Annotated in this window: 24 protein-coding genes; 20 read left to right on the forward strand and 4 right to left on the reverse strand. The window is 55.3% G+C overall.

What is annotated here, in order from left to right:
- The first annotated feature begins 59 nt into the window (after positions 1-59).
- From EXY20_RS08395 to EXY20_RS08415, 5 genes are all read left to right on the forward strand, one after another.
- Positions 60-1,799 carry an ABC transporter ATP-binding protein gene (locus EXY20_RS08395; RefSeq protein ID WP_167859087.1) on the forward strand — a complete coding sequence of 580 codons (1,740 nt, stop codon included), beginning with the start codon at positions 60-62 and terminating at the stop codon, positions 1,797-1,799.
- Positions 1,796-3,589, forward strand: a complete 1,794-nt coding sequence (locus EXY20_RS08400; RefSeq protein WP_135549663.1) for an ABC transporter ATP-binding protein — start codon at positions 1,796-1,798, stop codon at positions 3,587-3,589. The genes EXY20_RS08395 and EXY20_RS08400 overlap by 4 nt, the downstream gene beginning before the upstream one ends.
- Positions 3,590-3,723: 134 nt before the next feature.
- On the forward strand, positions 3,724-4,842 hold the full coding sequence (locus EXY20_RS08405) for a PdaC/SigV domain-containing protein (RefSeq protein WP_135549665.1): 1,119 nt from the start codon (positions 3,724-3,726) through the stop codon (positions 4,840-4,842).
- Between the two features lie 289 nt (positions 4,843-5,131).
- On the forward strand, positions 5,132-6,088 hold the full coding sequence (locus EXY20_RS08410) for an NHL repeat-containing protein (RefSeq protein ID WP_135549667.1): 957 nt from the start codon (positions 5,132-5,134) through the stop codon (positions 6,086-6,088).
- Between the two features lie 71 nt (positions 6,089-6,159).
- Entirely contained in the window at positions 6,160-6,720 is a 561-nt protein-coding gene (locus EXY20_RS08415) for a hypothetical protein (RefSeq protein ID WP_135549669.1), read from the forward strand.
- A 117-nt stretch (positions 6,721-6,837) separates the two neighbouring features.
- On the opposite strand, the gene EXY20_RS08420 is transcribed toward EXY20_RS08415, so the two are convergent.
- Positions 6,838-8,844 (reverse strand): methyl-accepting chemotaxis protein, encoded by a 2,007-nt coding sequence (locus tag EXY20_RS08420; protein WP_135549671.1) that lies wholly within the window; start codon positions 8,842-8,844, stop codon positions 6,838-6,840.
- A gap of 217 nt (positions 8,845-9,061) precedes the next feature.
- On the opposite strand from EXY20_RS08420, the gene EXY20_RS08425 reads away from it, so the two are divergent.
- From EXY20_RS08425 to EXY20_RS08465, 9 genes are all read left to right on the forward strand, one after another.
- Positions 9,062-11,023 carry a GTP-binding protein gene (locus EXY20_RS08425; RefSeq protein ID WP_135549673.1) on the forward strand — a complete coding sequence of 654 codons (1,962 nt, stop codon included), beginning with the start codon at positions 9,062-9,064 and terminating at the stop codon, positions 11,021-11,023.
- Between the two features lie 39 nt (positions 11,024-11,062).
- Positions 11,063-12,046 carry a Gfo/Idh/MocA family protein gene (locus EXY20_RS08430; protein ID WP_135549675.1) on the forward strand — a complete coding sequence of 328 codons (984 nt, stop codon included), beginning with the start codon at positions 11,063-11,065 and terminating at the stop codon, positions 12,044-12,046.
- A 189-nt stretch (positions 12,047-12,235) separates the two neighbouring features.
- Positions 12,236-14,554 carry a glycoside hydrolase family 2 protein gene (locus EXY20_RS08435; RefSeq protein WP_135549677.1) on the forward strand — a complete coding sequence of 773 codons (2,319 nt, stop codon included), beginning with the start codon at positions 12,236-12,238 and terminating at the stop codon, positions 14,552-14,554.
- Between the two features lie 100 nt (positions 14,555-14,654).
- Positions 14,655-15,278, forward strand: a complete 624-nt coding sequence (locus EXY20_RS08440) for a GNAT family N-acetyltransferase (protein WP_135549679.1) — start codon at positions 14,655-14,657, stop codon at positions 15,276-15,278.
- A 331-nt stretch (positions 15,279-15,609) separates the two neighbouring features.
- A complete protein-coding gene (locus EXY20_RS08445) occupies positions 15,610-16,485 on the forward strand; it encodes a helix-turn-helix domain-containing protein (protein WP_167859088.1) in 876 nt (291 codons plus the stop codon).
- 153 nt (positions 16,486-16,638) lie between these two features.
- The gene (locus tag EXY20_RS08450; RefSeq protein ID WP_135549683.1) at positions 16,639-17,481 is read left to right on the forward strand and encodes a phytanoyl-CoA dioxygenase family protein; all 843 of its coding nucleotides are present in this window, start codon (positions 16,639-16,641) and stop codon (positions 17,479-17,481) included.
- Between the two features lie 22 nt (positions 17,482-17,503).
- Positions 17,504-18,250, forward strand: coding sequence for a prolyl oligopeptidase family serine peptidase (locus EXY20_RS08455; RefSeq protein ID WP_135549685.1), 747 nt, complete (start codon positions 17,504-17,506; stop codon positions 18,248-18,250).
- A gap of 121 nt (positions 18,251-18,371) precedes the next feature.
- Positions 18,372-18,632, forward strand: a complete 261-nt coding sequence (locus EXY20_RS08460; RefSeq protein ID WP_135549687.1) for a TetR family transcriptional regulator — start codon at positions 18,372-18,374, stop codon at positions 18,630-18,632.
- Positions 18,629-19,249: a DNA-3-methyladenine glycosylase I gene (locus EXY20_RS08465; protein ID WP_135549689.1), complete on the forward strand. Its 621-nt coding sequence runs from the start codon at positions 18,629-18,631 to the stop codon at positions 19,247-19,249. Before EXY20_RS08460 ends, EXY20_RS08465 begins: the two co-directional genes overlap by 4 nt.
- A gap of 8 nt (positions 19,250-19,257) precedes the next feature.
- On the opposite strand, the gene EXY20_RS08470 is transcribed toward EXY20_RS08465, so the two are convergent.
- Positions 19,258-19,548 (reverse strand): hypothetical protein, encoded by a 291-nt coding sequence (locus EXY20_RS08470; protein ID WP_135549691.1) that lies wholly within the window; start codon positions 19,546-19,548, stop codon positions 19,258-19,260.
- A 47-nt stretch (positions 19,549-19,595) separates the two neighbouring features.
- Between EXY20_RS08470 and EXY20_RS40250 the strand changes: the two genes are divergently transcribed.
- The 6 genes from EXY20_RS40250 to EXY20_RS08495 all read left to right on the forward strand — a co-directional run bounded on the left by EXY20_RS40250 (position 19,596) and on the right by EXY20_RS08495 (position 23,916).
- Positions 19,596-19,718, forward strand: a complete 123-nt coding sequence (locus EXY20_RS40250) for a hypothetical protein (protein ID WP_268966077.1) — start codon at positions 19,596-19,598, stop codon at positions 19,716-19,718.
- Entirely contained in the window at positions 19,719-20,024 is a 306-nt protein-coding gene (locus EXY20_RS08475) for a hypothetical protein (RefSeq protein ID WP_135549693.1), read from the forward strand.
- A 163-nt stretch (positions 20,025-20,187) separates the two neighbouring features.
- Positions 20,188-21,267, forward strand: a complete 1,080-nt coding sequence (locus EXY20_RS08480; protein ID WP_167859089.1) for an alpha/beta fold hydrolase — start codon at positions 20,188-20,190, stop codon at positions 21,265-21,267.
- 53 nt (positions 21,268-21,320) lie between these two features.
- Complete coding sequence (locus EXY20_RS08485; protein WP_135549697.1) at positions 21,321-22,001, forward strand: response regulator transcription factor; 681 nt, start codon at positions 21,321-21,323, stop codon at positions 21,999-22,001.
- Between the two features lie 178 nt (positions 22,002-22,179).
- On the forward strand, positions 22,180-23,364 hold the full coding sequence (locus EXY20_RS08490; protein ID WP_235885428.1) for a HAMP domain-containing sensor histidine kinase: 1,185 nt from the start codon (positions 22,180-22,182) through the stop codon (positions 23,362-23,364).
- A 381-nt stretch (positions 23,365-23,745) separates the two neighbouring features.
- Positions 23,746-23,916 (forward strand): stalk domain-containing protein, encoded by a 171-nt coding sequence (locus EXY20_RS08495; RefSeq protein ID WP_268966078.1) that lies wholly within the window; start codon positions 23,746-23,748, stop codon positions 23,914-23,916.
- Positions 23,917-24,039: 123 nt separating this feature from the next.
- On the opposite strand, the gene EXY20_RS08500 is transcribed toward EXY20_RS08495, so the two are convergent.
- Together EXY20_RS08500 and spoVB are read right to left on the reverse strand one after the other, a co-directional pair.
- Positions 24,040-24,744, reverse strand: coding sequence for a hypothetical protein (locus EXY20_RS08500; protein WP_135549702.1), 705 nt, complete (start codon positions 24,742-24,744; stop codon positions 24,040-24,042).
- 97 nt (positions 24,745-24,841) lie between these two features.
- Positions 24,842-26,380, reverse strand: a complete 1,539-nt coding sequence (spoVB, locus tag EXY20_RS08505) for a stage V sporulation protein B (RefSeq protein WP_135549704.1) — start codon at positions 26,378-26,380, stop codon at positions 24,842-24,844.
- Between the last annotated feature and the right edge of the window lie 55 nt (positions 26,381-26,435).

Raw genomic sequence — 26,435 nt, forward strand, 5'->3', positions numbered from 1 at the left:
ATATTTCATGAATATTAATGAATGAACTATTCATTCACAATCAAAAAGGAGATGGGCACATGAATGCAAGCATGATGCCGGCTACGCGTGAAACAATCCCGAGCGCAATACAAGTTGTCCGACGTTATTTGGCAGTCAATGCAAAGCACACCTCGGTTCTCGCATCAACGATCTTATTCTCGTTTCTAACGTCTGTCGTATTAAGCGTCTTGACGCAATGTCTTCATGTAATTATTGATGATTATGGCGAAACGGGATCGATCATTACCAAGCAGACCGTACTTCTTTTGATCTCGCTCGTGGTGTTTATTCCTTCGCAATATTGGCAACAATTTCTCGGAATCAAATACGGCGAGCTGTGCGACCTTACGATGCGCGACAAAACGTTTGCGATCGTGTCCCGGATCGACAAGCAGACTCTTGATGCCGGGCGGATGGGCGACATCCTGTCTCGCGCCAATAGTGATTTAGGGCAAATCAACGGGGTCATGCAAAATTATTTCTCGGTGCGGTTGCCACAGCAAATCATCGGTCTCGTGGCGCTTGTCGTATCCCTCCTTATAAGCTGGCAATTAACGCTATTCTCCCTTGCCATTGTACCGATTATTGCAATACTTCAATTGAAAATTTCGTCTCCCTTAACACGTTTCGTAGTACAGTGGCAGCAAGCGGCTGGCGAATCGCTATCCATTGCGAATAACGTAATGGGTGGTTACGAAGTCGCCAAGGCGTACAATTTGGACAAACAGTTGCGTCACCGTTACGACGCGGCGGTGGAACGTGCGGCCGTTAACGGAATCAATGCCAACCGCGCGACCATATTGCTCAACCCGTTAGGGAAGGTATTGTTCTTCCTTCCGCAAATCATCATCTGCGGATTCGGCGTATATCTCGCAAGCATCCATCACATTACTTCCGGCGGGGTTATCTCCGTTATTGTACTGAACGTTTTCATCGGAAACCCGATCGGAGACTTCTCTTCCGTTCTGGGCGCATTCAAAACAGCGCGCGGTTGCGCTGCCCGCGTATTCGAGCTGTGGGATCTGCCGCCAGAACCGACGGGCGGAACGGAAAACATGCCGAAAGGAGACGCCGTCCTGTTCGATAACGTAGTGTTTTCCTATCCGAATAAGCCACCTGTATTAAAAGGGTTATCCTTCTCCATCAAGCAAGGCGAGCATATTGCACTAGTCGGCGCAAGCGGTTCGGGCAAGTCAACCGCGATTAAACTGCTCATGGCGTTATACCGTCATCACAAAGGAGAAATCTCGCTATTCGGCCATGCAATAGAGGCGTGGTCGACGGACGCGCTGCGCCAACATATCACGTATGTGGGGCAGGAGACATATTTGTTTGCAGGAAGCATATGGGACAACGTGGCAATGGGGAATCGCAGCGCAACGAGCGAGCACATTCAAGCCGCGATTGACGATGCGCTGCTGAACGGGATCGACACGCAGCGTGAAATCGGCGAACGCGGGCTTCGTCTTTCTGGCGGACAGCGGCAACGGGTTGCGATCGCCCGCGCGATGGTGAAGGAAGCTCCGCTTCTTGTGCTTGACGAACCTACCTCCGCGCTTGATACGCAGAGCGAACATTTGGTGTCCGAAGCGCTTCGGCGGCTCAAGCAGGGACGCACCACGATCGTTATTGCGCACCGGTTGTCTGCTCTTCGAAACATCGATCGCGTATTATGCATGCAAGATGGTCGAATCTTGGAGAGCGGTACGCATGAACAACTGATGATGTTGCAGGGCGTATACTATCGACTCTATAAATCGCAGGAGGCGGGCATATGAAACCTGCGATTGACAGCATTCGGCATACGTTTCGAATGATGGCATGGTCTTGGCAGTTCATTCGGTCGTGGCGTACGCAATATCTTCTATGCTTCGTGCTCAGCATCCTGCAGAACGCCTGGATGTCGATCACTTCCGCCTATTTAATCGGACAGACGACGATGCACGCCGCAACGGGCAACTTTGCAGCGATGTTGGATACGATCGGCATTGTTGCTGTCATTGTACTTTTCGGCATCATCGTCATTACGGCCGCTAATTACCATTCGTCACGAATCCATATCTTGGGGTTTGCACAGATCCGCAAGGCGCTGTTCGCAAAATTGACCGCGATGCCCATGGCGGAGGCGAATCGGCAGCTTTCCGGCGATTTGGCCACTCGTATGAGCATGGATGCGGAACGCACGGCCGCGTTTTTCGGCTCCATGATGACCGGCGACCGCAGTTTATTCGCCATTCCTGTCAGCATCCTGATAGCTACCATCATTTGTTTCGTGAAGCAGCCCGCCATCGGCATGATGAATCTTCTATTTTTATTCATCAGCATCTATGCAAACCTGGTTTGCATTCGCAGAGAATACTCGTGGCATACCCAACGAATGGGCATCATGTCGGCTTTGACGCAGCGTATGATCGACATGATTGAAGGCACCATCGTCGTGCGGATGTTCGGGCTTGCTGCGCATATGCAGGAGAAGTACGAGACCGATTCCAGGACCGCTTATTCCTGTGCGATGAGAGGCGCTAACTATAACGCGATGCGTTCATCATCAAGTTCAGCCATACAATGGGGCGCCATTGTTTTTACGCTGATCGCTGGCAGCATGTTCGTTCACATGGGCATGACCGATCTGGGAACCGTGGTATTCATCGTGCTGATGCAGTCGCAAATCAATAATGACGTGTTGATCATGACAAACTTGTATCGTCAGCTGCAATACGCAACGATTGCCGCGGTGCGCGTCAAGGAAATCTTTGACCGCCCCGAAGAGCAAATGCGGGAAAATACGGTAACACCGGACGTAAACGCGGAGCTTGCGATCGATATGCGACATGTCACGGTATCGTACGATACCGATTTGCCCGTTATTAATCATATGTCTTTGCAAATCAAAAACGGCGAAAAGCTGGCGATTGTCGGCGGCAGCGGCGGAGGCAAAACGACGCTGATTCGCTATTTGATGGAGCTCGCGGAAGCGGAGAACGGGGACATCCGATTATTCGGGCAGCCGCGCGAGCGGTATTCTCAAGAAGCGGTAAGAAATCTTATCGCGTATGTACCTCAAAACTGTTATCTCTTTGACGGCACTATTCGAGAAAACATCGCATGGGGCAATGCAAAAGCAACCGATGAAAACATGTGGCATGCCGTGCGCGAAGCAGGGTTGGAAGGATTAATCCGCCAGTTGCCAGACGGTTTGGATACTCGTGTCGGCGAACATGGCGCGCAATTATCCGGCGGACAACGCCAGCGATTCGCCATCGCGCGCGCAATGCTGAAGGATGCCCCGCTGTTGCTGCTAGATGAAGCTACTTCTGCGCTGGACGGCGAGTCGGAGGAACTTGTTGGGCAAGCTTTGGAACGGCTAATGGACGGACGGACCGCGATCGTGATCGCGCATCGTTTATCCACGATCCGCAACGCCGATCGTATTATCGTCATGGAGAATGGGGAAGTGGTGGAAGAAGGGAACCATGACCGTTTGTTGGCGTGTTCCGGGCGGTACGCGCAGCTCTACCGGATGCAATACAAAAAACAGGCTGCGGTTATTCAAGCCGGGCTTCAATAAATCGGATACGGGGAAAACCTTATTACTATTTTGCGTAGATATACCGTCTAATAAATAGATCGCATCAAGGTCTATATAAGGTGCATTTCTGTGAGAATATCACGGACTAGCCGAAAAACTGGAGGTACTTTACGATGAAATCGACATTTCGTATGTTTACTATCGCCGCCGTAGGCGCAAGTCTGCTGGTCGTCGCCGCTCCTTTGGCCCCTTCCGTATTGGCACAAGAATCCGCTCCCGCCGCCAATACAACGCCGCCTAAGGCGGTGCCAATCTCCGCCCTGTTGCCGGAAGCCGTCGCTTCCCCGATTGCCGTTTCGTCCAAGTCGATCGACGACCCTTCCGAACGGGTCAAGGTAACGATCCAAATACCGGTTGTTGGCGGGATGGCGGATACCGATTACCAGCAAAAGTTGAACGATCGCATTCAACAGCAGGCGTTGAGCGACCTCGAAACGATCAAGCAAGAGGCCAAGGAAGCGTTCGCCGACTCGCAAAAAAACGGGTACGATTATCATCAGTATGAGTTGTACATATCGTACGAGGTGAAATCGGATGGCAATACCGACAATCGCGGCATCCTTTCCCTTGAGGTCAGCACTTATACGTACACGGGCGGGGCGCACGGCATGACCCGCGTAGATCTGTACAATGCGACGGTTAGCGCCCAAACTGCGTCGGACTTGACATTGGAGCAGGCGCTTGGCGAAGGAGGGCTGGCGAAGGCGGATCAAGCGATGCGCGATCAGTTTGCGAGGCCGAATAACTTCTTTCCCGAGGCGATCAACAGTTTCAAGGGCGTTTCGCCGGAGCAGCCGTTTTTCGTCGAGCAGGGCATCGTGAATCTTGTCTTTGCGCAATACGAGATTGCGCCGTATGCAGCAGGTATCGTTAACATACCGGTAGTCGGGGAGGACCAAGCCGCTCCGTGGGTGGCGATTGAGGCGGAGCAGACGGTGAAGAACGAGGCGGGGGTAACGCTCGTACCGCTGCGGATGGCTGCCCAGAAGCTAGGCTTCGATGTAGAGTGGAGAGGGGAAACCCGCAGTGCGGAGCTGTCCCGAGGTGCTCAATGGACCTCGGTGACGGTGGACGAGAATCGTTACTTCGTCAATAAAATGGCCCCCATCGCTTTAAGTGCGGCGCCGATCATTGTGAACGATACGATGTATGTGCCGGTCGATTTTTTCGACGGCATACTGGGGCTGCGCGTGGTAGCCACCGCCTCCGGCTCCTTCGGAATTAGCGGCTGACAATAATATGGATAGAGCCCCGTATACAGCGTTGCATTCAAAAGTCACTTGTACCGCCTGTCACGGGATGGGCGGTTGATTCGACTTCAGCCGGTCGAACTCATAAATCGATTGCAGGCGGAAGGTATTTTCTGTATTGGTCTTTTTGAATATCAACTCATGGGGCAAATCGATGACCAAAGGTCACTGGGCATTCAGACTGGCATCTTTTTTAGTGAAAGGATGAAGCGGATTTTCATTTGACAGGGAGTTGGCGAATAATTTGTTGTAGAAAATCAAGTGGACCAAAATGGCGGCGATTGTTATGTTTGGGGTTTTATTCGGGTCCGGCCTGATCGGCATGCCGGAGAGAGGGGCGGCGGATCCCGCTCCGCCTCAGACAGGCGAATGGAAGAGCTTGGGGGATCCGTTTGATGGCTATGACCCCTATGTTCCCTCTATCGTCTTCGATAATGCGGGTACTCCATATGTCGGCTTCCTCAATCCGGAGGCGGAAGTCAAAAAATATCATGGCAGCAATTGGGTTACCGTTGGCGCTGCAAATTTTACAGGGGCGAGCGTTTCTGTGATCAAGCTTGCCGTAGGAACGGACAATAAGTTGTACGCTCTCGTCGGTGAATCCGCAAGCGTTAATAAACTGACGCTTTGGACGAATGCGGGAAACGGCTGGAGCGTACTAGGCTCGGCGAACTTCACATTCGGCTATTTGCAGGATCACGTGGCGTTTGCGCTGGCGAGCAATAATACGCCCTATGTGGCATTTCCCAATTCAACGCAAAGTTACAAGCTGAGCGTGATGCGGTATAACCCAAGCCAGGGTTGGGAGACAGTTGGCGGAGACGCGATTGTGGACAATACCAAATCTCTTGTTACGAATACCTCCATAGCCATTGATGCGCAGGACAATGTGTACGTAACGGTGAAGTATGGGAATGACGTTAGCCGTACTCGCTCCGTTTACCGCTATGACGGGCAGAGCTGGTCCAATCTGGGGGATCCTGTGATCAACGGCATGGAATTCAATACCAGGTCCGCGGCGCCCATCGCGATTACCCCGATAGGGCAGGCTCCCTATGTATTTGCCACCCCTAACGTAAGTGAGAATCCGCTCTATCTGTATGCGTCCAAATTGTTTGCTTACCGCGATTCGGCATGGGAACAAGTCGGCTCTACAATAGATAATGCGGCGCCGTATCAAATTAATCTTGCGATCGCTCCGGACATAGAATATATACTACATTCATGAATGATAGTACCGGGTCGACGTCAGTTTTGAAAATGGCAAAAACGGCCGGTTCCGATTGGGAGACGATTCTATTGGAAACCGAACTTGATTTGCGTATCGTGGCATTAGCCGTTTCAACCACCGGCAAGCCGTATATCGTCGTTACTAGTCAGAGCGGAGCGGCGGTAAAATATTACTCGACTGTTGACTCCGCGCCAACCGCCGGCAACGTGGACATTACAGGCAAATTTTATGCAGGTCAGACTTTGAGCGGCACTTATACCTATGCCGATGCCGAGGGCGCCGCGCAAGGTGCATCCCTATTCAAGTGGGAAGTGGCGGACAACGCTAACGGCACTAACGCGACGGCGATCGCCGGGGCAACTTCCGACAGCTACGTGTTGGAAGCGACGCAGAAGGGCAAGTACATTCGTTTCGAGGTGACGCCTGTAGCGGCAACCGGCACAACAACGGGAGTGCCCGCGGCTAGCGAATGGAAGGCAGTTTCCAGTTTGAGCAGAGGCGATGCAACCGGGGACGGGCTTGTTACACCCGCCGACCAGTTATATGCACTCGATATGGATAACAGCGGAACGGTAGATGCACAAGATGCGCAAATTATTTTGAGTTTATATGTTGGAAATGCAGGGTGATCCGATGATTGGATGACCATGCAAATCTGCACACGATGCCGGTAAGGCAAAAAAATCCGCCACGCCAGAAGCTGGAGCTTCCCCGTGAGCGGATTTTGTCTGATCAAGCAAGCGGGATCAGATGCGGAACCGGTCTACTGCCTGCTGCAGCCGTCCCATCGTCCGGTTCAATTGCAGGGCGAGCCGGCCGACGTTTTCGAAGCCGGTCATCTGCGATTCGACCGTGGCGACGATTTCTTCCGCGCTGGCTGCCGTCTGCTCGGAGACGGCGGAAGCCGATTCGACGAAGGCGACGATCGTTTCCTTCTTCCCGTCAAGCTCGTCCATCGCCGACGCGATTTGGGCAATGCGTTCGTTCATCTCGAGCAGCACTTCACGGATGTCGGTGAAGGCGGACGATGTCGATCGGACCGAGTTTTCCTGCTCGCTTACGATACCCGCCACCGCGTCCATCGACTGGGCGGTGTTCGTCGCCGAAGAGAGCACGTTGTCGACGGTGGCACGAATTTGCTCGGTCGCCGCGTTCGCTTGGTCGGACAGCTTGCGTACTTCCGTCGCAACGACGGAGAAGCCTTTGCCGTGCTCTCCCGCGCGTGCCGCTTCGATCGAGGCGTTCAGCGCAAGCAAACCGGTCTGCCTGGAGATGCCGGCGATGATGTCGGTCATTTGCGCGATGGCGTCGATGTCCGCTTTCAATTGCTCCAGCTGCCGTTGCGCGTCCTGCGACACTTCGACGTTGCGCGACATAAGGCGCGTCAGTGCAGCGACGGCGTCGAGCCCGCGCGCCTGACGGTCTTCGATTGAACGTTTGGCGGCCGACAGCTCTTCCGTCTTGCGCTTCGATTGATCGACATACGCGGCAAGCTCCTGAACCGCTACAAGGCCTTGTTCCACCTGCTCGGCTTGTTCGTTCGTCGCAGTGGCCACCTGATGGATGGTGACGTTGATTTCTTTGGCAAGCTCCATCGTCTGCAAGGATACTTGCTTCATATCGTCGGAGTCGGCCTTGCTCGTCTCTGTCGCCGATTTGACATCTGCGACGATCGAATGAATTTTGTCGATGAAGCGGTTGGCCGCCGCGGACAATACGCCGATTTCGTCGCGGGCGGTTTGGGGCAGCCGTCTCGTCAAATCGCCGTCGCCTTCGCCGATCTCGACCATTGCGCTCTGCAGCAGGCGCAGCCGGCGGATTTGGCGATGCACAATATAGAACAGTACAGTGCCGGCCAGCAGCACCAGAATGGTCGTCGCGATGACAATCGTATTGCGGATGCTCGTCAACACCTCCGTGGACAGGGCGACGACGAACGCGCGGTTATCGGACAGGACGGAGACGTAATAATCGACTTTTTTGCCGTCGTACGCGGAGGTGCGCATCGCCGTTTGCTTCGTGTCGTAGCTTAGCTTCAACGTTGCGAGCAGCGCCGGATCGAGCGCAGCCGCCTTGTCGTCGCTCGCATACAGCAGCTTGCCGTCCGGCTCGGCGATCGCGGCGAAGACGACATCGTCGCCAAGCTCCGCTTTCAGCTGCTTGATCATCGGCTTCGCGCCGATCCGGTTTTCCAGCTCGGTGAGCCGCTGTCCTTCGCGGCCGACCTGAACGATTTTTTTGCCGTTCCAGCCCGTTACGCCGACGTACTTGTAAATTTTCGGATCGATTGTGCGCTGCTGAGCCGGTTGGGTGACGACGGCGCGTTTGCCCGTAATCAAGTCCATGAATTCGAAAGCTTGTCCTTTCGGATCGGAAGCGAAGTTAAAATCGACCGACGGGCCGGCGTTCGTGACCGTAACTTGTCCTTTGTCGTTCGTAATCCAAATTTCATCTATGCCGGCTTTTTTGGCCAGCGCGGAAGCCTTCTCGTATGTAAAGCCGGGGGAGGCGTCGAGGTAGGAGACGAGCGTCGCTTGGGCGATCATTTCCTGCTCCATCACTTCCTCGGCGGTTTTCCGCGCGATGATGGCGTTTTCGATGCCGAGCCGAGCGATTTCGGTCGTCGTCAATCCTTTCTGGTGCATGTTGTCGGCGGCTTGTCTGTAAATGAATATGGCCATCGCGGCAGCTCCGGCAACGATGACGACCAGCAGCGGCCAAATGATTTTGTTCTGAATCGAGTAGAGCTTCATGAAAAGGATCACTCCCAGTGTCGATTGATGTCGAGTTTTGTGTCTTTCTTCTGGACTATTTTACCACAATGAAATCGTATGCACTACATCATCGGGGTGGGCAAATCGTACTCTTGGCCAACAACGGATGACATGAGGTGCCCTTCCATTTTCTCTATGGAAGTGAAATAATCAGAAGAGAAGCAAAGACAACTCGCCGGAATCACAAGGAGATACGATGGCCAAAAAGACGATCGGCTTGTTCGCGCATGTGGATGCGGGCAAAACCACATTCGCCGAGCAACTGCTGTACCATACGCAGAGCATCCGGGAGCGGGGGAGGGTCGACCATAAGGATGCATACCTCGACAGCCACGACATCGAACGGCAGCGGGGCATTACGGTTTTCGCCGACCAGGCTTTCCTGTCGTATAACGGGGCGACCTATTATTTGATCGATACACCCGGACACGTCGATTTTTCGCCGGAGATGGAGCGAGCCGTGCGAGTGATGGATTTCGCCATTCTCGTCATCAGTGCGATTGAGGGCGTCCAAGGCCATACCCAGACGGTCTGGCAGCTGCTTCACAAGCATCGCATCCCGACGTTCCTTTTTATCAACAAGACGGACCGGGTCGGAGCGGATACGGCTGAGGTACTTCTTGACATCCGCAAGCAGCTGACAGACGATGTGTGCGCGATAACCGGTCATCTGACGAACGCAGCTGTCGGGGAGGTATTGATGGAAAGCATGGCGGAGCGGGACGAGCGGCTGCTGGAGGCGTTCCTGGCAGGCAAGGAGGATCAGGCTTTCTGGCTTCGGGAGCTGCAGGCAATGATTCGCGGCCGGCAGCTGTTTCCGTGCGCCTGGGGCTCCGCTCTGCAGGATTCGGGCGTGATCGAGTTCTTCGATCAACTGCATCGCTTGACGGTGACGGACTACGATGCGCAGACGGAAGCTCCTTTCGGCGGACGCGTGTACAAAATCCGTCATGACGGCGGCGGCGCCAGGCTGACCTTCATTAAGGCGCTGAGCGGCATGCTGAAGGTCAGGGACGAACTGCTCTACAATCCGGGCGGCGAGCCGATTAGCGAGAAGGTCACGCGGCTGTTCCTCGTAAGCGGGGCGAAAATGCTGCCGGTCGATCAAGTTGCAGCGGGCGATCTGTTTGCGGCAACCGGACTTTCCGCCGCCGAGGCCGGCCAGGGAATAGGCGACTGCGCCGGAAAGCTGATTTACGACATGGTGCCGACGCTGAAGTCCAAAGTGGTATTCGCCGAATCATACCATGTAAAGGACGTGCTGAAGGCGTTCCGGATCCTTAACGCGGAGGACCCGTCCTTGAACGTGGTTTGGGAAGAAATCTCGCAGCAAATCCATCTTCATGTCATGGGCCTCATTCAGCTGGAGGTGCTGGAGCAGTTGGTGAAGGAGCGCTTCAATCTTGATGTCGCTTTCGGCAGCCCCGAGATTTTATATAAAGAAACGATTCAATCCGCCGTAACCGGCTATGGGCACTTCGAACCGCTCCGGCACTATGCGGAGGTGCATTTGCGTTTGGAGCCGGGGGAGCGGGGCAGCGGCCTTGCGTTCGAGAACGCCTGTCATATCGACGATTTAAGTACTGGCAACCAGAATCTGATCAGGACGCATCTATTTGAACGGGACCATCACGGCCTCTTGACGGGGATGCCGATTACCGACATCAAAATTACGCTTCTGACGGGCCGCGCGCACAACGAGCATACGCATGGCGGCGATTTCCGCGAAGCGGCGTTCCGGGCGCTCAGGCAAGGGCTGGAGAAGGCCGACAATGTGCTCCTTGAGCCTTATTACGAAGTGAAGATCAAAGTCGGGCTGGACGATCTGGGCAGAGTGATGTCCGATATGCAGAAGGCCCATGGCCGCTTCGATCCGCCGCAAACGTCGGACACACATGCCGTCATTACAGGCAAGGTGCCGGTCGCGACGTTCATGAATTACAGTACGGAGCTCGCTTCTTTTACACATGGGCGAGGCAGCCTTCATATGACGTTTGGCGGCTACGACCTGTGTCATAATACGGAAGAAATAATCGGGCAAATCGGCTACCGGAAGGACGCCGACCCGCTTTATACCTCGTCATCGATCTTTTGCGCCAAAGGGAGCGGGTATACGGTGCCGTGGGACGAGGCCGAAGCGAAGATGCATTTGTTTTAGGCGATTGGCAATCTTGCAAACAAGAGAGGCGGCACGTTTATGAAAACAATACGGTTCGGTATTATCGGCTGCGGCAATGTTACGGAGGTGAAGAGCGGTCCCGGTTTTCAAAAAGCCGCGTTCTCCAGCCTGGTCGCCGTCATGCGGCGAAACGGCAAGCTGGCCGAGGATTATGCCCGCAGGCATGGCGTGCCCCGCTGGTACGCAGATGCGCAGGAGCTGATCCATGACCCGGAAGTCGACGCGGTATATGTGGCGACGCCGCCGGGCTCGCATCTCGAATATACGCTGGCTGCGGCCAAAGCGGGAAAGCCGGTGTACGTAGAGAAGCCTATGGCGATGAATGGGGACGAGTGCGACCGGATGGTTTCCGCCTGCCGCGATGCGAAGGTGCCGCTTTTTGTGGCCTATTACCGACGTGCGCTGCCGCGGTTTCTGAAGATAAAAGAACTGCTGGAGGCCGGGTCGGTCGGCGACGTTCGTTTCGTGCAGACGGTGCAGTACCAGCCGGCGCCCTTGATCGAAGGCGATAGCGTTCCGTGGCGGCTTCAGCCGGAGCAGTCGGGCGGGGGACTGTTCTTTGATTTGGCGAGCCATACGCTGGATATCCTCGATTTTCTATTGGGGCCTGTCGCCGAGGCGAAAGGGCTTGCCTCCAATCAGACGGGGCAGGTAAAGGGAGTCGAGGATATCGTGACGGGAACCTACCAGTTCGCAAGCGGTGTCCACGGTATGGGAACGTGGTGCTTCTCGGCTTATGGCCGCGAGGACCGCAACGAAATAATCGGCTCCAAAGGGAAGCTCGTGTTCTCCACATTCGGCCATGAACCCATTGTACTCGAAACCGCAGAAGGGGCGACAAGGTTTCCGTTCGAGAGTCCGGAGCACATTCAGCAGCCGCTGATTCAGACGATCGTGAACGATTTGCTCGGCATCGGCAAATGCCCCAGCACAGGGGAGTCGGCCGCCCGCACCAGCCGCGTGATGGATGCGCTCGTAAAGGACTGGCGGGATTTGCAATAGAGACGACGAGAGCCAGGAACAGCCAGGTTGCGACGTGCAACCGGCTTTTTTTGTTTGTGTTTTACGATTGACAGCCGAATACAAGACCAACTATAATTCAATTGTATTATTGTATAATACAATAAAATCACCGGGTTCTTTCTGGCAAGTTGACAGGATTGTTTAATCTTACCGATCAGGAGGACTCCGATGCAATCCTTTGATTTGAACGGGGAATGGAAGCTGTATTATTTTCCGCAGGGGAAGTATGCTGTTGCTCATCCGGATTCGCTTAAGCTTCTGGAGCTGCAGCCGATCGCTGCGGCTGTGCCGGGCAACGTTGAACTGGACCTGCAGCGGGCGGGATTGCTGCCCGACCCGGGTGTGGGCGAAAACATTCATCTGCTGAAGGAGTACGAAATTTATGAGTGGTGGTACCAGCGCGAGTTTACCGTAGGCGCGGAGATCAGCCAGGGCAAGCTTGAGCTGCTGTTTCATGGCGTCGATTGCCTGGCCACCTATTGGCTGGACGACCGGGAAATCGGTCGCACCGCGAATATGCTGATTGAGCATCGGCTCGATGTTACGGGATTGCTGCAAGCGGGTCGGACGTATACGCTTACGGTGCGCCTGCAGTCGCCGGTTATCGAGGCGCTGGGCAAGACGTATGACCCGTCGAGCTTCGCGCTGCCGGTGAATTTCGAGCAGCTTTGGATTCGCAAAGCCGCCCACAGCTTCGGCTGGGATATTATGGGCAGAGCCGTATCCGCCGGACTGTGGCGGTCCGTGGAGCTTGTCGCCCATGGCGCAAACGAAATCGCCGAGCTTTATTTCGCCACCACCGCCGCCAACGCAAAGCAGGCTACGCTGCAAGTATTTTATCAACTGAAGGTCGAGCCGGAGAAACTGGTTGGCCTGCAGCTTCGCATCAGCGGGACGTGCGGCGAATCGCAATTTGCGGTGACGCGCGATTTGCGGTTTGCTTACGGCAATATTGAAGTTACCGTAACCGATCCGCAGTTATGGTGGCCGAGAGGCTACGGTGAGGCGTCCCTGTATGAAGTGAAGACCGAACTGCTGCATAAAGGTGAAATGATCGCTGCCCGCAGCGATACAACGGGATTGCGGCTGTTGGAATTCATCCGTACCGATGTGACGACAATCGAGCGGCCGGGCCAATTTTTGTTCAAGGTGAACCATGTGCCGATTCTGATCAAAGGATCGAATTGGGTGCCGATGGACCTGTTTCACAGCAAGGATGCGGCCAAATATGCCGACGCCATTGCGCTCGCGGTGGATTTGAACTGCAACATGCTGCGGTCCTGGGGCGGGAACGTGTATGAGGATCATGCCTTCTTCGATTTATGCGATCGCAATGGCATTCTGGTCTGGCAGGATTTTGCCATGGCTTGCGCGATTTATCCGCAGGCTCCCGAGTTTCAGGAAATGTTGCGCAACGAAGCGACCGCAATTGTCAGAAAGCTGCGCAACCATCCGTCATTGGCGGTTTGGTGCGGCGATAATGAGTGCGATGAATTTTTCGTCATGCGCGGGCTGGATCCGAACAACAACATCCTGACGCGTCGCGTGCTTCCTGAGGTTGTTTTTCAATGCGATCCTTACCGCCCTTATGTGCCGAGTTCGCCCTATATATCGCCCGAAGCTTATGCGCTCAAATCCGTTGATGTGCTGCCGGAGCGGCATTTATGGGGAGTACGCGACTACTTCAAAAGTATTTTCTATACGACGCCAAAATCGCATTTTGCCGGGGAAATGGGTTACCATGGCTGCACCAATCTCTCCTCGATCCGCCGGTTTATCGACCCTTCGCATGTCTGGCCGTGGCAGGAAAACGAGCAGTGGATTATTCACAGCACCGATCCGCTGGGCAGCAAGGATTCGATGTACCATTTCCGCGTCAAGCTGATGGCGGATCAGATCAATGAGCTGTTTGGCGAATACCCGGAAGGGATAGAAGATTTTATTCTGGCCTCGCAGATTTCCCAGGCGGAAGCGAAAAAATATTTTGTGGAACGGGTGCGTTTGAACAAATGGCAGACGACGGGGATTTTGTGGTGGAATCTGCTTGACGGCTGGCCGCAATTTTCCGATGCGGTTGTCGACTACTATCATGTCAAAAAGCTGGCTTATCATTATATCAAACGGGTGCAGCAGCCGGTATGCGTAATGGTGGATGAACCGGAAAACTGGAATGTGCAGGTGTTGGTCGGCAACGACACGAATGGCGCGGCCAGGGGAGATTTCCGCGTTTGGGATGCCGAGAGCAAAGAAACGCTGCTGGCCGGAGCCTTTGAGGTGGAGGCTAACGGGCTGCTTGCGCTCGGGGACATTCGCGCGCCGCGCAGTATGCAGCGGCTGCTGCTGATCGAATGGACGATAGACGGCAAACGGTACGGCAACCACTATATGCTTGGCAGCCCGGGTTTTTCGCTTGCGCAATATAAAACGTGGCTGCAGGAGATTGCCAAGCTGCCGGATGCATTCGATGCGGACGCGGTGGGGCGATAAAGGAAAGCAACAAGCCATGAAAGGCAATAGCTGGGCCGAATCAAGTCCGCGTAAACCGTGGGCTTTTTTCAGTTATCGGACATTATGAGGTATAGTAGACATGGAATTATTTGAGGGGGACATCGGGATGATTGCTGAGGACTTTAAGATCGAAACAGAACGATTGCTATTAAGACCGTTCTTTATTGAAGATTGCCCTGCCATGCTGCGAATACAAAGCAATCCAGTGATGACGGAGTTTACTCCGGATCATCCTTGGAAGTCTATTGACGATGCTTACAACTTCCTTCATTTTGCACAGAAGTTATATAAAGATGAGAACATAATAGAAGGATTTCGCTATTTTTTTGCTGTGGTCGAAAAGAATTCAAATCAAGTCATTGGATATTGCGGGATAGGGGGACCAGAGTTTGACCGCACTCTTACGGAAGTATTTTATAGCATTGATCATCCGTTCTGGGGACAAGGATATGCAACAGAAACTACAAAAGCTTTGCTGCACTATGGATTCGAACATTTAAATTTAAAGAAAATAGTTGGCTTTGCGGAGAAAAGAAACTTGGCCTCTTTGCGCGTACTTGAGAAGGCAGGGTTGATAAGAAAAGGCGTAATATCGGGGATGCAAGCTCAGTATGACTATTTTAACGATGAGATCTATTTCGAACTAAATAAGAACGAATGGGTGCAGGGGATTTATCCGAACCATGCAGAAAAAGAATCGTAGCTGCGCACTCGGGAGCCTCTCGTTCCGGGGAAGAGGCGCTTGCCCGATTTGTGCCGCAACGTGAACAAACGAAAGTTACGACATTTCAAGCGTATCGTCGTTCCGCGATGGGGATAGCCGAAACCGAGTTAGAGAGAGAGGGCTCGATGTTGTCAGGTTACTTTGGGATAATATGGGAATGGCGAAATAAGCCATTTTTTGTGGCCTATTTTGTCGGCTCCTGTTGAAGCGTGGACGGTTTCCTTGCTACGATTGAAAAAACACCATTAGAAGCATGGGATGTTTAAAAAACAAACAATTGCGGAATCAGGCATCGGAGGTGCGAGCGCATATGCATGAAATACGGCTGAGCGGGGACAGGCTGCACCTGGTCCGGGACATGGGCGTGTACGGGGCGCCGGAGCCGAATTGGGCCCATCCGGAACGCACGATGGCGGAAAACCTGCTGCTCTACGTAACGGAAGGAGAGCTGTCCCTAGGCGAAGGCGACAACGAATACCTGCTTCGCAAAGGGGATGCGCTGCTGCTGAAGCATGGGGTCCGGCAATGGGGCAGGCCGGTCAACGCACCCGGATCCTCCTGGGTGTTCGTCCATTTCTACGATCAGAGCTTCGCGTCTGCGGAAGGGCCGAGCCCGCTCTCGTTTTCGCTGCTGCCCCGCGACGCGCTGTTTTTCTCACCGGACAAATACAGGGCGGAGGTCGCGCTGCCGAAAAAAATCGAGCTGCCGGGCGACCTGCACGTCGAGCGCGAGCTGAAGGCGATGCTCCGCCTGTACCAGTCGCGGCACAGCCTGCGCCATTTGCTGCTCAGCCTGAAATTTATGGAGCTGCTCATCTACTTCATCCACAAGTCGGAGGCCGCCGCCGTTCCTTCCAAGGCGGAGCTGACGGTGCGCCGCGTCATCGGTTATCTCGAAAGCCGCTGCGACGGCAAGCTGACGGCCGGCGAAATCGCCGAAGCGATGGGGATGAACTACAATTACTTGTCCGAACTGTTCAAGCAGCAGACGGGCAGCAGCATTCTCGACCATCATTTGCGGCTGCGCATCGACCGGGCGGCGGAGCTGCTGCGGACGGGCCGACTGAACATTTCCGAAGTGGGGGAGCGCTGCGGATTTTCCGACGTCTACCATTTCAGCCGCATGTTCAAAAAAATGACCGGCTACACGCCGACCGACTATAGGAAAAGCCATTACCCAACCTGAAAATTGGATAAAGAGTATGCGGCTCGCTTCATTCCTTCGCTTTGCCCCTTTTGCTAAGATGAGGGCAGACGTTTTGCCGGGACGCGGGCGCGGCCGCAGCAGCAGCCGCCGGCGGTGAAGCAGAAGGATCGCCATTTCGGGAGGCTGAACACGATGGAACAGACGAAGGCCCAGCAGTCGACGCTCGAGGAGCGTTATTCGGCATTCAAGAAGGACGGCTACACCGTCTTTGAAAGCGTATACGACGACGAGACGATCCGTTCGTTCAAGGAGACGTTTCACCGTCTGCAGGACAACGGCATCGATCCGCAGCAATGGTGGTTTGCCAATACATGCGAGATGGCGCCGAAGCAAATGCTGCCGGCCGTGACGAACCCGCTTATTCTCGATTTTGCCGAAAAGGTGATGGGCCCGTTCGTGCAGCTTGACAATTTGACGCTGGCCGGCTTTCCGTCCGCCTCCCCGGAGAACCGGGGCAAGACGGGCTGGCATCGCGACCGCTGGGCGAATTGGCCGTTGACGGAGGATTACACGAGCCCGCTGTCTGTCAATGCCATCAGTTATTTGCAGGATTTGACGGAAGAATACGGTCCGCTGCGCGTCATTCCCGGATCGCACCGGATGCCGGTCGGCATTCCGACAGAGGAGCGCGGCAAGCCGCATCAAGACGAGCTTGTGTTGTACGTCAAGGCCGGGGACGTCGTGTTTACGCATAATGGGCTCATCCACAGCGGCACCCAGAACACGTCGGGCAAAATCCGCTACTTCTTCAGCGTCTACTACAACAAGACGTGGCTGAAGCATACCGACAACCACAGCGGCCCCAACGTGCAGCGGATCGTTTCGGAGGCGCGGTCCCGCAACGATCACCGGACGATGAGGCTGTTCGGCGTTGACGAGCGTCTGCAGGCACGGGCCAATTCCGGCTTCCTCGACACGGACGAGGAGATGTGGGCGAAGTGGGCGGCCGCGGACAAAGCGGCGATCAAAGGCTAGCGTGGTGGGAGGCGGAAACGAAATGCAGCGGATAACGATCGACGGAATACCGGCGATATGGCGGGAGCCGTCCGACGGCCCCGGCCGCGATCTGGTCGTTTGGCTGCCGGGTTTCTCCGGGCGAAAAGAAGACACGGTCGCGCAGCTGGACGCTTTCGCCGCTGCCGGCTTCCACGCGCTCAGCTTCGATCCCGTGCAGCACGGCGAGCGGGCGACGGAGACGCGGGAGGCGCTCGCGGCCAGAGTGGTCGGCAATATTCGCCGCCACTTCTGGCCGATTCTCGCCTTGACGGCGGAGGAATTTCCCCGCGTCATCGACGGCGCCCGCGAGCGGATCGGTTTCGGCGGGAACGTGATGGCGGGCGGCATCTCGATGGGCGGCGACATCGCCGCCGCCGCTGCCGGCGCAGACGCGCGCATCGCCGCCGTGGCGGCATGCATCGCCACGCCCGACTGGCTGCGTCCCGGCAGCCACGAGCCGCCGGGCGAGCCAGACGATGCCGCGCAAGCCTGTTACGACCGGCGCGATCCGCTGACTCATTTGACCGATTATGCGGGTCGGCCGGCGATTTGCTTCCAGTGCGGCGAACTGGATACGCAGGTGCCGCCGGACGGGGCGCTGCGATTCGTCGCGGCGCTGCGCGGCGGTTTGTACGCGGACTGTCCCGAGCGGCTAGCGGTCGTCAAGCATACGGGTGTGCCGCATCGATTTACGGACAGGATGCTGCAAGGCGCCATTGAGTGGTTCCGCCAATTCGGGACGGAATAAGACCAACATTGCCCATAGGGCTGTAGCGGGTTGCAAGCAGCAACCCGTTACGGCTCTTTTTTCATCGACAAATTAGGACGATCGTTCTAAAATCGGGTTATTAGCTGCGGAGGTGTCTAGCATGAAGGGGAAAACAACTCGCGGACATATCATCGAATCGGCCGACCGGATGTTCTATGAGCGCGGTTACGAGTACACTTCATTTGCCGAAATTGCCGATGCCATGCAGAAGCTTTCGATGCACCTCCTTGCCCGGAGTCAGGGGATCGCCACGCTGGCACAAGCGTTTCGGGATGAACGTTTTATCAAACATGAGGTTGTGCAGCTGTACAGCTGGTTGAGCTCGCAGCTTGCACGAACCACTCAGGTGGAGGGCCAATGAACGCAATGATAACTGGACCCGATGGCAAACCGCGCTGCCGCTGGTGCGGCGCCGCGCCGGATTTTCTCGATTACCACGATATCGAATGGGGATTTCCGGTCAGCGACGATCACGGGTTGTTTGAGAAGTTAAGTTTGGAAGGTTTTCAATCCGGACTGAGCTGGCGCACGATTCTTGCGAAACGCGAAAACTTCCGCGCGGCTTTCCATCGTTTTGACTTCGATCGAATCGCAAGCTATACGGAGCACGACCTCGACCGTCTGCTCGGGGATGAAGGCATCGTCCGACATCGAGGCAAAATCGAGGCGGTTATCAACAATGCGCAGCGGGCGCAGGAGCTCGTCAAACGGGAAGGCTCGCTCGCCGCCTTCATCTGGCGGTATGAGCCCGATCGAACCCAGCTTGCCAAGCCGCAGACCGCATCGACCTCGGCGCAATCCATTGCGCTGTCGAAGGAGCTCAAAAAGATGGGCTGGAAATTCGTTGGGCCAACAACCGTATATGCTTTCATGCAAGCGATGGGGCTCATCAACGATCATGTCGAGGATTGTGCGATCCGGGGAGAGGTGGAGGCGGCGCGCCAACATTTCCAGCGTCCGGGGAAAGAGAGCTATTGATCTGATATTCAGTGTTTGAAGCCCCCGGAAACGGATAGGAAATCCGCTTCCGGGTCTTTTGATCCGATGCAGAAAGTTATTGCACTGACGGAGCCGCGACTCACGACGCGAGTATCGTTGTACGTATTGGTCAAATCAGTGGGTGTGTTGTCCTGGGTCAGGCGAACGCCCCAGATCATGAAGTAGGAATAGAGCGGCTGGGCGCTTATCGTCGCGGCGTCCGGCAGCTTGTTCGTTTCGCTGACGACGAGCGGTTTGCCGTGCGTGACATTGGTGTAACCCGGAGGATTGGATCGCATCGGTCACGACGGTTGCTCATGGAGGAAAGGCGGACGAATCCGACGGGTTGAGCAAAATCGCCGGCGAGCGGGGAGCGGGTGAAGCCGGCTGCGATACGGGAGACAAGGAAACGGATCGGGCCGCTGACGTCACGCTCCTGGAGTTGATCGAAGTGGATCCCGATTATTAGTTGGGGGCCGCGCACGTTGCCAAATACGGCGCAACCACCGCACTGCTCGCCAAAGCGCTCGATTCGGCCGAACGGCTGACGATTCAGGTGCATCCCGATCCTGCAACGGCTCAGTCTTTGTTTCAATCGCGGTTCGGCAAATGTTTCCGAATGACGCTGGTCGAAGCGAACAGCTGCGTGGAGCTTCCCCCGGGCAGCGTCGTTCTGGATCGCCGTCGTGACGGCGGGAGAGGGGCGTCTGATCTGCGGGGAGGCGGCGATACCGCTGAAACGGGGAGAGCAGCTTTTCATTCCACACGGTCTTGACGCCGATATCGCAATTGAACCGTGCGGTTCCGAACCGCTTCGAATGGCAAGATGTTTTCCGCCTCGATAATTGGAGGTGGCGGTTGAAATTTGTAACTCTCCGTTCATTTTCAATTCAAATTGGGTTTTTATAATGGCCCCAGAATTGAAAGGAGAGAGTGACATGGAGCAAACGAAATGGAAAAGGATGCGTCAATTTTGGAGAAAGTGGTTTAAGCGCACAGCCATTGCCCTTATTCTATTAGTAATTGGGCTCACTGCGCTCGGCTCCGCTTATGAACAATCGGCCCGCAGCAAGGCGGCCAGGGAATTTCCTGCCCCCGGCAAGCTCGTGGACATCGGCGGCCGCAAGATTCATCTGAATTGTGAAGGCGAGGGTGCACCGCTCGTCGTGCTCGAGGCGGGGGCCGATACAAGCGGGTCCGCGCTTTGGCAACCCGTGCAGGAGCAGGTCGCGCGGTTCACGCGGGTATGCTCCTACGACCGTGCCGGTATTATGTGGAGCGATCCGGCGAAGGGGCGGCGTACCGGCGCCGACATTGCCGAGGATCTTCACAAGGCGCTGAGCGCCGCCCATGAAAGCGCCCCATACGTAATGGTCGGCGCTTCCATGGGCGGCCCGTACGTCATGACGTTCACCAAGCGCTATGGAGATGAGGTCGCGGGAATGGTCCTTGCAGACGCTTCGCATCCGGAGCAGACCAAACGACTCGCACTGGCAACCGGGCAGCCGGAGAGCGATCCGATTCCTTTCGTGTTTCACGCCCTTGCGACTGTTGTATGGACCGGTTTGCCGAGGCTCGTGCTTCCCGACGCGGAAGTACCGGAACTGCCGCCCCTGACGGCCAAAGCCATTACGGCCTACCAACCGATATCGCTCGCGGCCGCATTCGCGGAGGCAGCCTCTTTCGAGGATTCGCTTCGCGAAGCCGGCACCTTCCGCACGCTCGGCAGCCGGCCGCTTGCCGTGCTCTCCAGAGGCAAGCCTTGGAGTGCGTTCACTGAAGCTCAACAGAAAGCGGGCGGTCTTACACGTGAACAGTTCGATCGTGCGGAATCCGAGTGGGCAAGCATGCAGGCCGAAGAAGTCGGCTGGTCCTCCGACAGCACACAGCGAATCCTCAAGGACTCCAGCCACGTCATCCAATTGGAACGCCCGGACGCAATCGTCGATGCGATCCAAGAAGTCGTGGGCAAGACAGCGAACAACAGAAGGGGACGCGGCGAAGCTGCCCGCCAATGAGCATGGCGGTCTTGCGGCACAAGACAGTCTCGGCATAAAAGGAGGAACGGCGGATGCCCGTGGTGCTGGTAGTGGACGACGATGCGAACATTCGCGAACTGGTGCGGCTCTATCTCGAGGATGAAGGGATCGAGATCGTACAGAAGGAAAACGGCATCGAAGCGTTGGCATATGCCGAAAACCATGCGTCGGACTTGATTATCCTGGATATCATGATGCCGGAAATGGACGGATGGCACTTGTGCGCCCGGTTGCGCGAGCTTGGGGACATTCCGCTGCTTATGATCACCGCAAAAGATGAGCCCGAGGATCGCATCAAAGGTTTCAGGCTGGGCACCGACGATTATCTCGTGAAGCCGTTCAATCCGACGGAACTGGTGCTCCGGGTCAAGGCGCTGTTGCGGCGTTACCGGATCGCCAGTTCCCGGACAGTCCGGCTCGGCGATCTGTTGATGGACCGCAGCAGCTACCAGGTGACGGACAAGAACGGCCGGGAGATCACCTTGCCGATGAAGGAATTCGAACTGCTTTACAAACTCGGGAGCTACCCCGGCCAGTTGTTCACTCGAGACCATCTGATCGAAGAGATTTGGGGAAGGGATTACGAAGGGGACGAAAGAACGGTGGACGTCCATATCAAACGGCTACGGGATCGTTTTGCGGATCACGAATCCGATTTTCGCATTGTCACCTTGCGCAATCTCGGCTACCGGCTGGAGGTGTATCGGGATTAAATCCCTGTATACCCGGATCGTCCTCTTGTTCATCGGTGTGATCGTCGTCAGTCTCGCGGTCGGTTCCGTCACATCCGATCTACTGTACCGGAAGTCCTTTACGCGCACGCTCGAGAACAGCCTGCTATCGAACGGTAAGCAAATCATACAGACCTACCGTTCATCAGCTGGGACGGCATTGATTCCTTTCATGAACGATGTTGCCGGCCTATCGATTTACGCTATTCAATTGTTCGACGAGTCCGGCAAGCCGTTGCTCGTTGATGGATCGGAGGTCGTCGTTCCGGACGCGGAACGGATTCGTCTAGCCCTGGCCGGCGACGTGGTACGGAATACCGGGAAAGAGCGCCGGAATCCGATGGTCGGGTTGCCTTTTTCGGTTGACGACAAGTCTTATGCCTTGTTCGTCAAGCTGAAAAGCAACGATCTGTGGCTCCAGGCGAACAGGGAAGTCAACACAGAGCTGTTGGCCATCTTTCTGGTCGGAGCTTGCCTCGTGCTGGTCGCAGCCCGATCGATTGTGAAGCCCCTGCTTCGGTTGCGGGATGCGGCCGGACGAATGGCCAAAGGCCACTTCGATGTGCGGTTCCGTTCGAACCGCAAGGATGAAATTGGCCAGCTTAACGCAAGCTTCGTCGAGATGGCACATGAGCTTTCCAAGCTGGATCGGATGAGACGCGAGTTCGTGGCAAACGTCTCGCACGAGATCCAGTCGCCGCTGACGTCCATCTCCGGTTTCGTCAAGGCGTTGAAGGAGAAGCCGATGAGCGAGGAAAAGCGGTTTTATTATTTGTCGATCATCGAGGAGGAGGCCGAGCGATTGTCCAGACTCGGCCAAAACCTGCTCCGGCTTTCCGCCTTGCAGCATGATCGGCATCCCGGTCAACCGACGGCATTCCGGCTCGATGAACAGCTCCGAAACGTCGTCATCGCGCTCGAACCACAGTGGCTGGAGAAGCAGATCGCCGTCGAACTGGACCTGAAGCCGGTGACGGTTTACGCGGATAAGGATCAACTCGGGCAAGTGTGGACGAACCTGCTGGACAACGGCATTAAATTCACTCCGCTCCACGGCACCATCCACATTTGCTCCCGTGCCGACAGCCGGTCGGCAATCGTTCGCATCATCGATAACGGCATCGGGATACCGGAGGATCAGCGATCGGATATTTTCAAGGCGTTTCACAAAGCGGACAAAGCCCGCAACCGAGCCGTGAAAGGCAACGGTCTGGGGCTATCCATCGTCAAGCAGATCGTGGACAGGCATGAAGGGTCCATCCGCGCGGAAGCCGGCCCCGACGGAGGCGCCGCGTTCACGGTAACGCTTCCGCTCGGGAGATCTTCCGGCCCGTTGCGGCCCTGATGCATTACAGAACATTGTCCGTCGCGCAATTATTGCAGCCGCGGCATCATGCCGGGCCGGGTAACGAAAATAGCCCATGAAAAATGGCTTATTTGCCCGATTTCGGGTGGCTCGTCGAAATAGTCAGTGAAAAATGGCTTATTGGCTCCGCCAGGCCCCAAATGAGGCCTTTTGGCGAGGCTGCCCGATTTTGGTGAAATAGGCCATCAAACAGGACCTATTTTTCAGGACGTTTGGCGCAGGAAGCCGCGCCTGACTTGACTTTGGAGCAGAAGCTGGGCGAAGGCGGGCTGGCGAAGGCGGATCAAGCGATGCGCGATCAGTTTGCGAGGCCCAATAACTTCTTTGCCGAGGCGACCCCGAGGTGCTCAATGGACCTCGTTGACGGTGGACGAGAATCGTTACTTCGTCAATAAGACGGCCCCTGTCGCTTTAAGCGAGGCGCCGATCATCGTGAACGATACGATGTATGTGCCGGTCGATTTCTTCGACGGCATACTGGGGCTGCGCGCAGTGGGCACCGCCTCCGGTTTCTTCGGAATTAGCGGCTGATTTGAATTAATAGGGATAGTGCCCGTTTCACTTGCACACAGGCTATTGCTCCGGCGGCAGCCTGTTTTTGTTTTTCCAAAAAAAAGCAGAACGTCGGGAATCGCACAATGTTCTAGTCATAAATCACGGGATCTGCGGCTGATTCCACTTCAGTCGGTCAAACTCGTAAATCGATTGCAGCCGGTAAGGGCTCGCTGAATTCGCCCTTTTGAACACCCCCATATAACCGACATCGTGGAAAATCACGTACTCCATGTCCGTCAGCTGATCGGGACGGTTCGATTGCCAGTAGAAGTGCAATTCTCTCGGAGCTTCGTACCATAGCCAATCCAAATCGGCAACCGCCACATTTCGATTGCGGAGTACCCAGATGTCGAACAAAACATGAGGATCGTCCGCTTGAATGGTTGACTTGGGACTGTTTTTTTTCAACGTATCGGCAGCGGCTTGCATATCGGCGTTGATGGTTGAATCCGATGTGAAACGAGCCACCGCTTTGATTTGGTTGAACTGCTCCGTTTCCCGTTTGATTTGAGCAGCCATTCCGATTTCGCTTAAACTGATTTTCGGGACGTAAGCGACGGCGAGGACAGTGATAAGTCCGAAGACGAGCGCTTTGGCCAAATGCAATCTTTTCGTTCGCGCTGCATACAGCCAGCCCAAGAAGAAGCCTACCGGAACGACTAGGCCAAACAAATTTACATAAAATTGGCAGGCGAGATAGGTGGCGACGATGAGAAGCCAGCTTTTGGCACCCATCGTTTTCATTCGGTCCATATAAGACAACAGCATGAGTACGAGCAAACCAATCCAAATCATCCAATCCAAGTAACGTTCATCCTCCCTTGCCGCTTCGCCGGTTTATCATAACATATTATGCCATCATAAGCTGCGAACGAACGTTTGGTTTCGGGAGGGGGATGTATCAGGAATAGATTTTTCTGCTTTTCCGACCCCAGGCTTTTGTCAGGGACAGGGAGGCGAAGTAAGCGAGCAACGAGAGGCCGACGGATCCGAGAGTGTTCCATAGCATGGGAAAGTCCAAGCCATCCAGGTATCCAATCGCCCACTGTCCGCAAAAAACCATCATAATCATAGAAAAAGTGACCCTCGCATAAGGGCGGATATCCCAGTAGAACCCGATGCTGCCGGAGATCGAGAAGAAGTTAAGCATAGTAATGAGCACCATGCTCAAGCCCAGCGCAAAAGCGATTCCTTCAATGCCAAACTGGCTTCCGAGAACGTAGATGACGGCAATCTTGAACATCGTGGTAATGACGTAATTCCACAGGGTGGCATTCGCGCGGCCGAGTCCCAGCAGGATAGCATGCAGCGGCGCATCGAAATAATGCAGGAAAAACATCGGCGCCAAAATTTTCAGCAACAAGCCGGCTTCCGGCGCGTTATAGATAAGGGTTGTGAGCGGCGTAGACCAAACGTACAGGATGACGGTGGCAGGCGCTCCGATAAAAAGGCCCAGACGCAAAGCCTGTTCCATTCTTTCGTGCATCAACAGACTGTTCTTGGTAGCAGCCGCCTCGCTGATGGCCGGGATGAGGGCAGTGGAAAGCGATTGGGTAATGAAGCTGGGCATGAAGAGCAACGGGAAAGCATATCCGGCGATCATACCGAACTGCTTGGTAGCCATTGCCGTACCGATGCCGGCTGCTGCCAAGCTTGTCGTAATGAGCATGGGCTGAAAGGCGCCGTAAAGTGACTGAATCACACCATTTCCGGTGGTCGGCAAGCCGATTCGGAGCAGACCTGTAAGTGTCGATCGACCGTTACGAAGGTGGGCCGCCCATGTTTCTCCGGGAAGTTTGACTTCACCGCGCATCTTGTAACTGGCCAGCAGAAACAGAAGGCTGCTGATCTCGCTGACCACCGAGGCGGACATAGCGCCGGCGGCGGCATAAGCAACGCCATAGGGCAGCAAGAGGTGTACCAGGGCCAGCACACATGCGATCTGTACGGTGTTCTCCAATACATCGGAGGCGGCGATGGTGTGCATCCGCTGCTTCCCGCGGAAGTAGCCCTTCAGAACCGCCGACACCGCTACGATCGGCGCAATGGGCGTGATCGCGAGCATGGCGTAATAAGCACGCTGATCGCTGAGGAGAATGGATGCGATCCATTCCGAGCCTAGCAGGGAGAGAGTAGTCAGCGTAACGCTCAGGATGCCGGTGACGAACAGGGAGACGTGCAGGATTCGTCTCACCTTGACCCGATCTCCATGGGCATCGGCCTCAGCGACCAGCTTGGAGATGGCGACCGGCAAGCCCAGCTCCGTAATCGTGATAACCAGCGGAACCAGCGGATGGGCCATCATCAACAGGCCGATTCCTTCCGCACCCAGCACTCTGGCTATATACATCCCGCTGATGAAGCCAAGGATGCGATTGATAAACGCGGCTACGGATAAGAATAACGTACCTCTCATGAAGGTTTGCGACGGTTGTGGCATTGGGCATCCTGTCCTCCTGTTAGCGAATACTTCAATTGTATTTCAACATTCGGGA

It is taken from the genome of Paenibacillus cymbidii (assembly GCF_004764705.1).
In the GTDB taxonomy this organism is placed as follows: Bacteria; Bacillota; Bacilli; order Paenibacillales; family NBRC-103111; genus Paenibacillus_AN; species Paenibacillus_AN cymbidii.

Bases quoted from the DNA above. Each gene is read 5' to 3' on its own strand.
- EXY20_RS08480 (WP_167859089.1), top strand. From the start codon at position 20,188: ATGGAGCAAACGAAATGGAAAAGGATGCGTCAATTTTGGAGAAAGTGG.
- spoVB (WP_135549704.1), bottom strand. From the start codon at position 26,380: ATGCCACAACCGTCGCAAACCTTCATGAGAGGTACGTTATTCTTATCC.
- EXY20_RS08395 (WP_167859087.1), top strand. From the start codon at position 60: ATGAATGCAAGCATGATGCCGGCTACGCGTGAAACAATCCCGAGCGCA.
- EXY20_RS08465 (WP_135549689.1), top strand. From the start codon at position 18,629: ATGAACGCAATGATAACTGGACCCGATGGCAAACCGCGCTGCCGCTGG.
- EXY20_RS08445 (WP_167859088.1), top strand. From the start codon at position 15,610: ATGCATGAAATACGGCTGAGCGGGGACAGGCTGCACCTGGTCCGGGAC.
- EXY20_RS08425 (WP_135549673.1), top strand. From the start codon at position 9,062: ATGGCCAAAAAGACGATCGGCTTGTTCGCGCATGTGGATGCGGGCAAA.
- EXY20_RS08410 (WP_135549667.1), top strand. From the start codon at position 5,132: ATGGCGGCGATTGTTATGTTTGGGGTTTTATTCGGGTCCGGCCTGATC.
- EXY20_RS08485 (WP_135549697.1), top strand. From the start codon at position 21,321: ATGCCCGTGGTGCTGGTAGTGGACGACGATGCGAACATTCGCGAACTG.
- EXY20_RS08440 (WP_135549679.1), top strand. From the start codon at position 14,655: ATGGAATTATTTGAGGGGGACATCGGGATGATTGCTGAGGACTTTAAG.
- EXY20_RS08470 (WP_135549691.1), bottom strand. From the start codon at position 19,548: ATGCGATCCAATCCTCCGGGTTACACCAATGTCACGCACGGCAAACCG.
- EXY20_RS08435 (WP_135549677.1), top strand. From the start codon at position 12,236: ATGCAATCCTTTGATTTGAACGGGGAATGGAAGCTGTATTATTTTCCG.
- EXY20_RS08455 (WP_135549685.1), top strand. From the start codon at position 17,504: ATGCAGCGGATAACGATCGACGGAATACCGGCGATATGGCGGGAGCCG.
- EXY20_RS08460 (WP_135549687.1), top strand. From the start codon at position 18,372: ATGAAGGGGAAAACAACTCGCGGACATATCATCGAATCGGCCGACCGG.
- EXY20_RS08420 (WP_135549671.1), bottom strand. From the start codon at position 8,844: ATGAAGCTCTACTCGATTCAGAACAAAATCATTTGGCCGCTGCTGGTC.
- EXY20_RS08430 (WP_135549675.1), top strand. From the start codon at position 11,063: ATGAAAACAATACGGTTCGGTATTATCGGCTGCGGCAATGTTACGGAG.
- EXY20_RS08450 (WP_135549683.1), top strand. From the start codon at position 16,639: ATGGAACAGACGAAGGCCCAGCAGTCGACGCTCGAGGAGCGTTATTCG.
- EXY20_RS08405 (WP_135549665.1), top strand. From the start codon at position 3,724: ATGAAATCGACATTTCGTATGTTTACTATCGCCGCCGTAGGCGCAAGT.
- EXY20_RS08400 (WP_135549663.1), top strand. From the start codon at position 1,796: ATGAAACCTGCGATTGACAGCATTCGGCATACGTTTCGAATGATGGCA.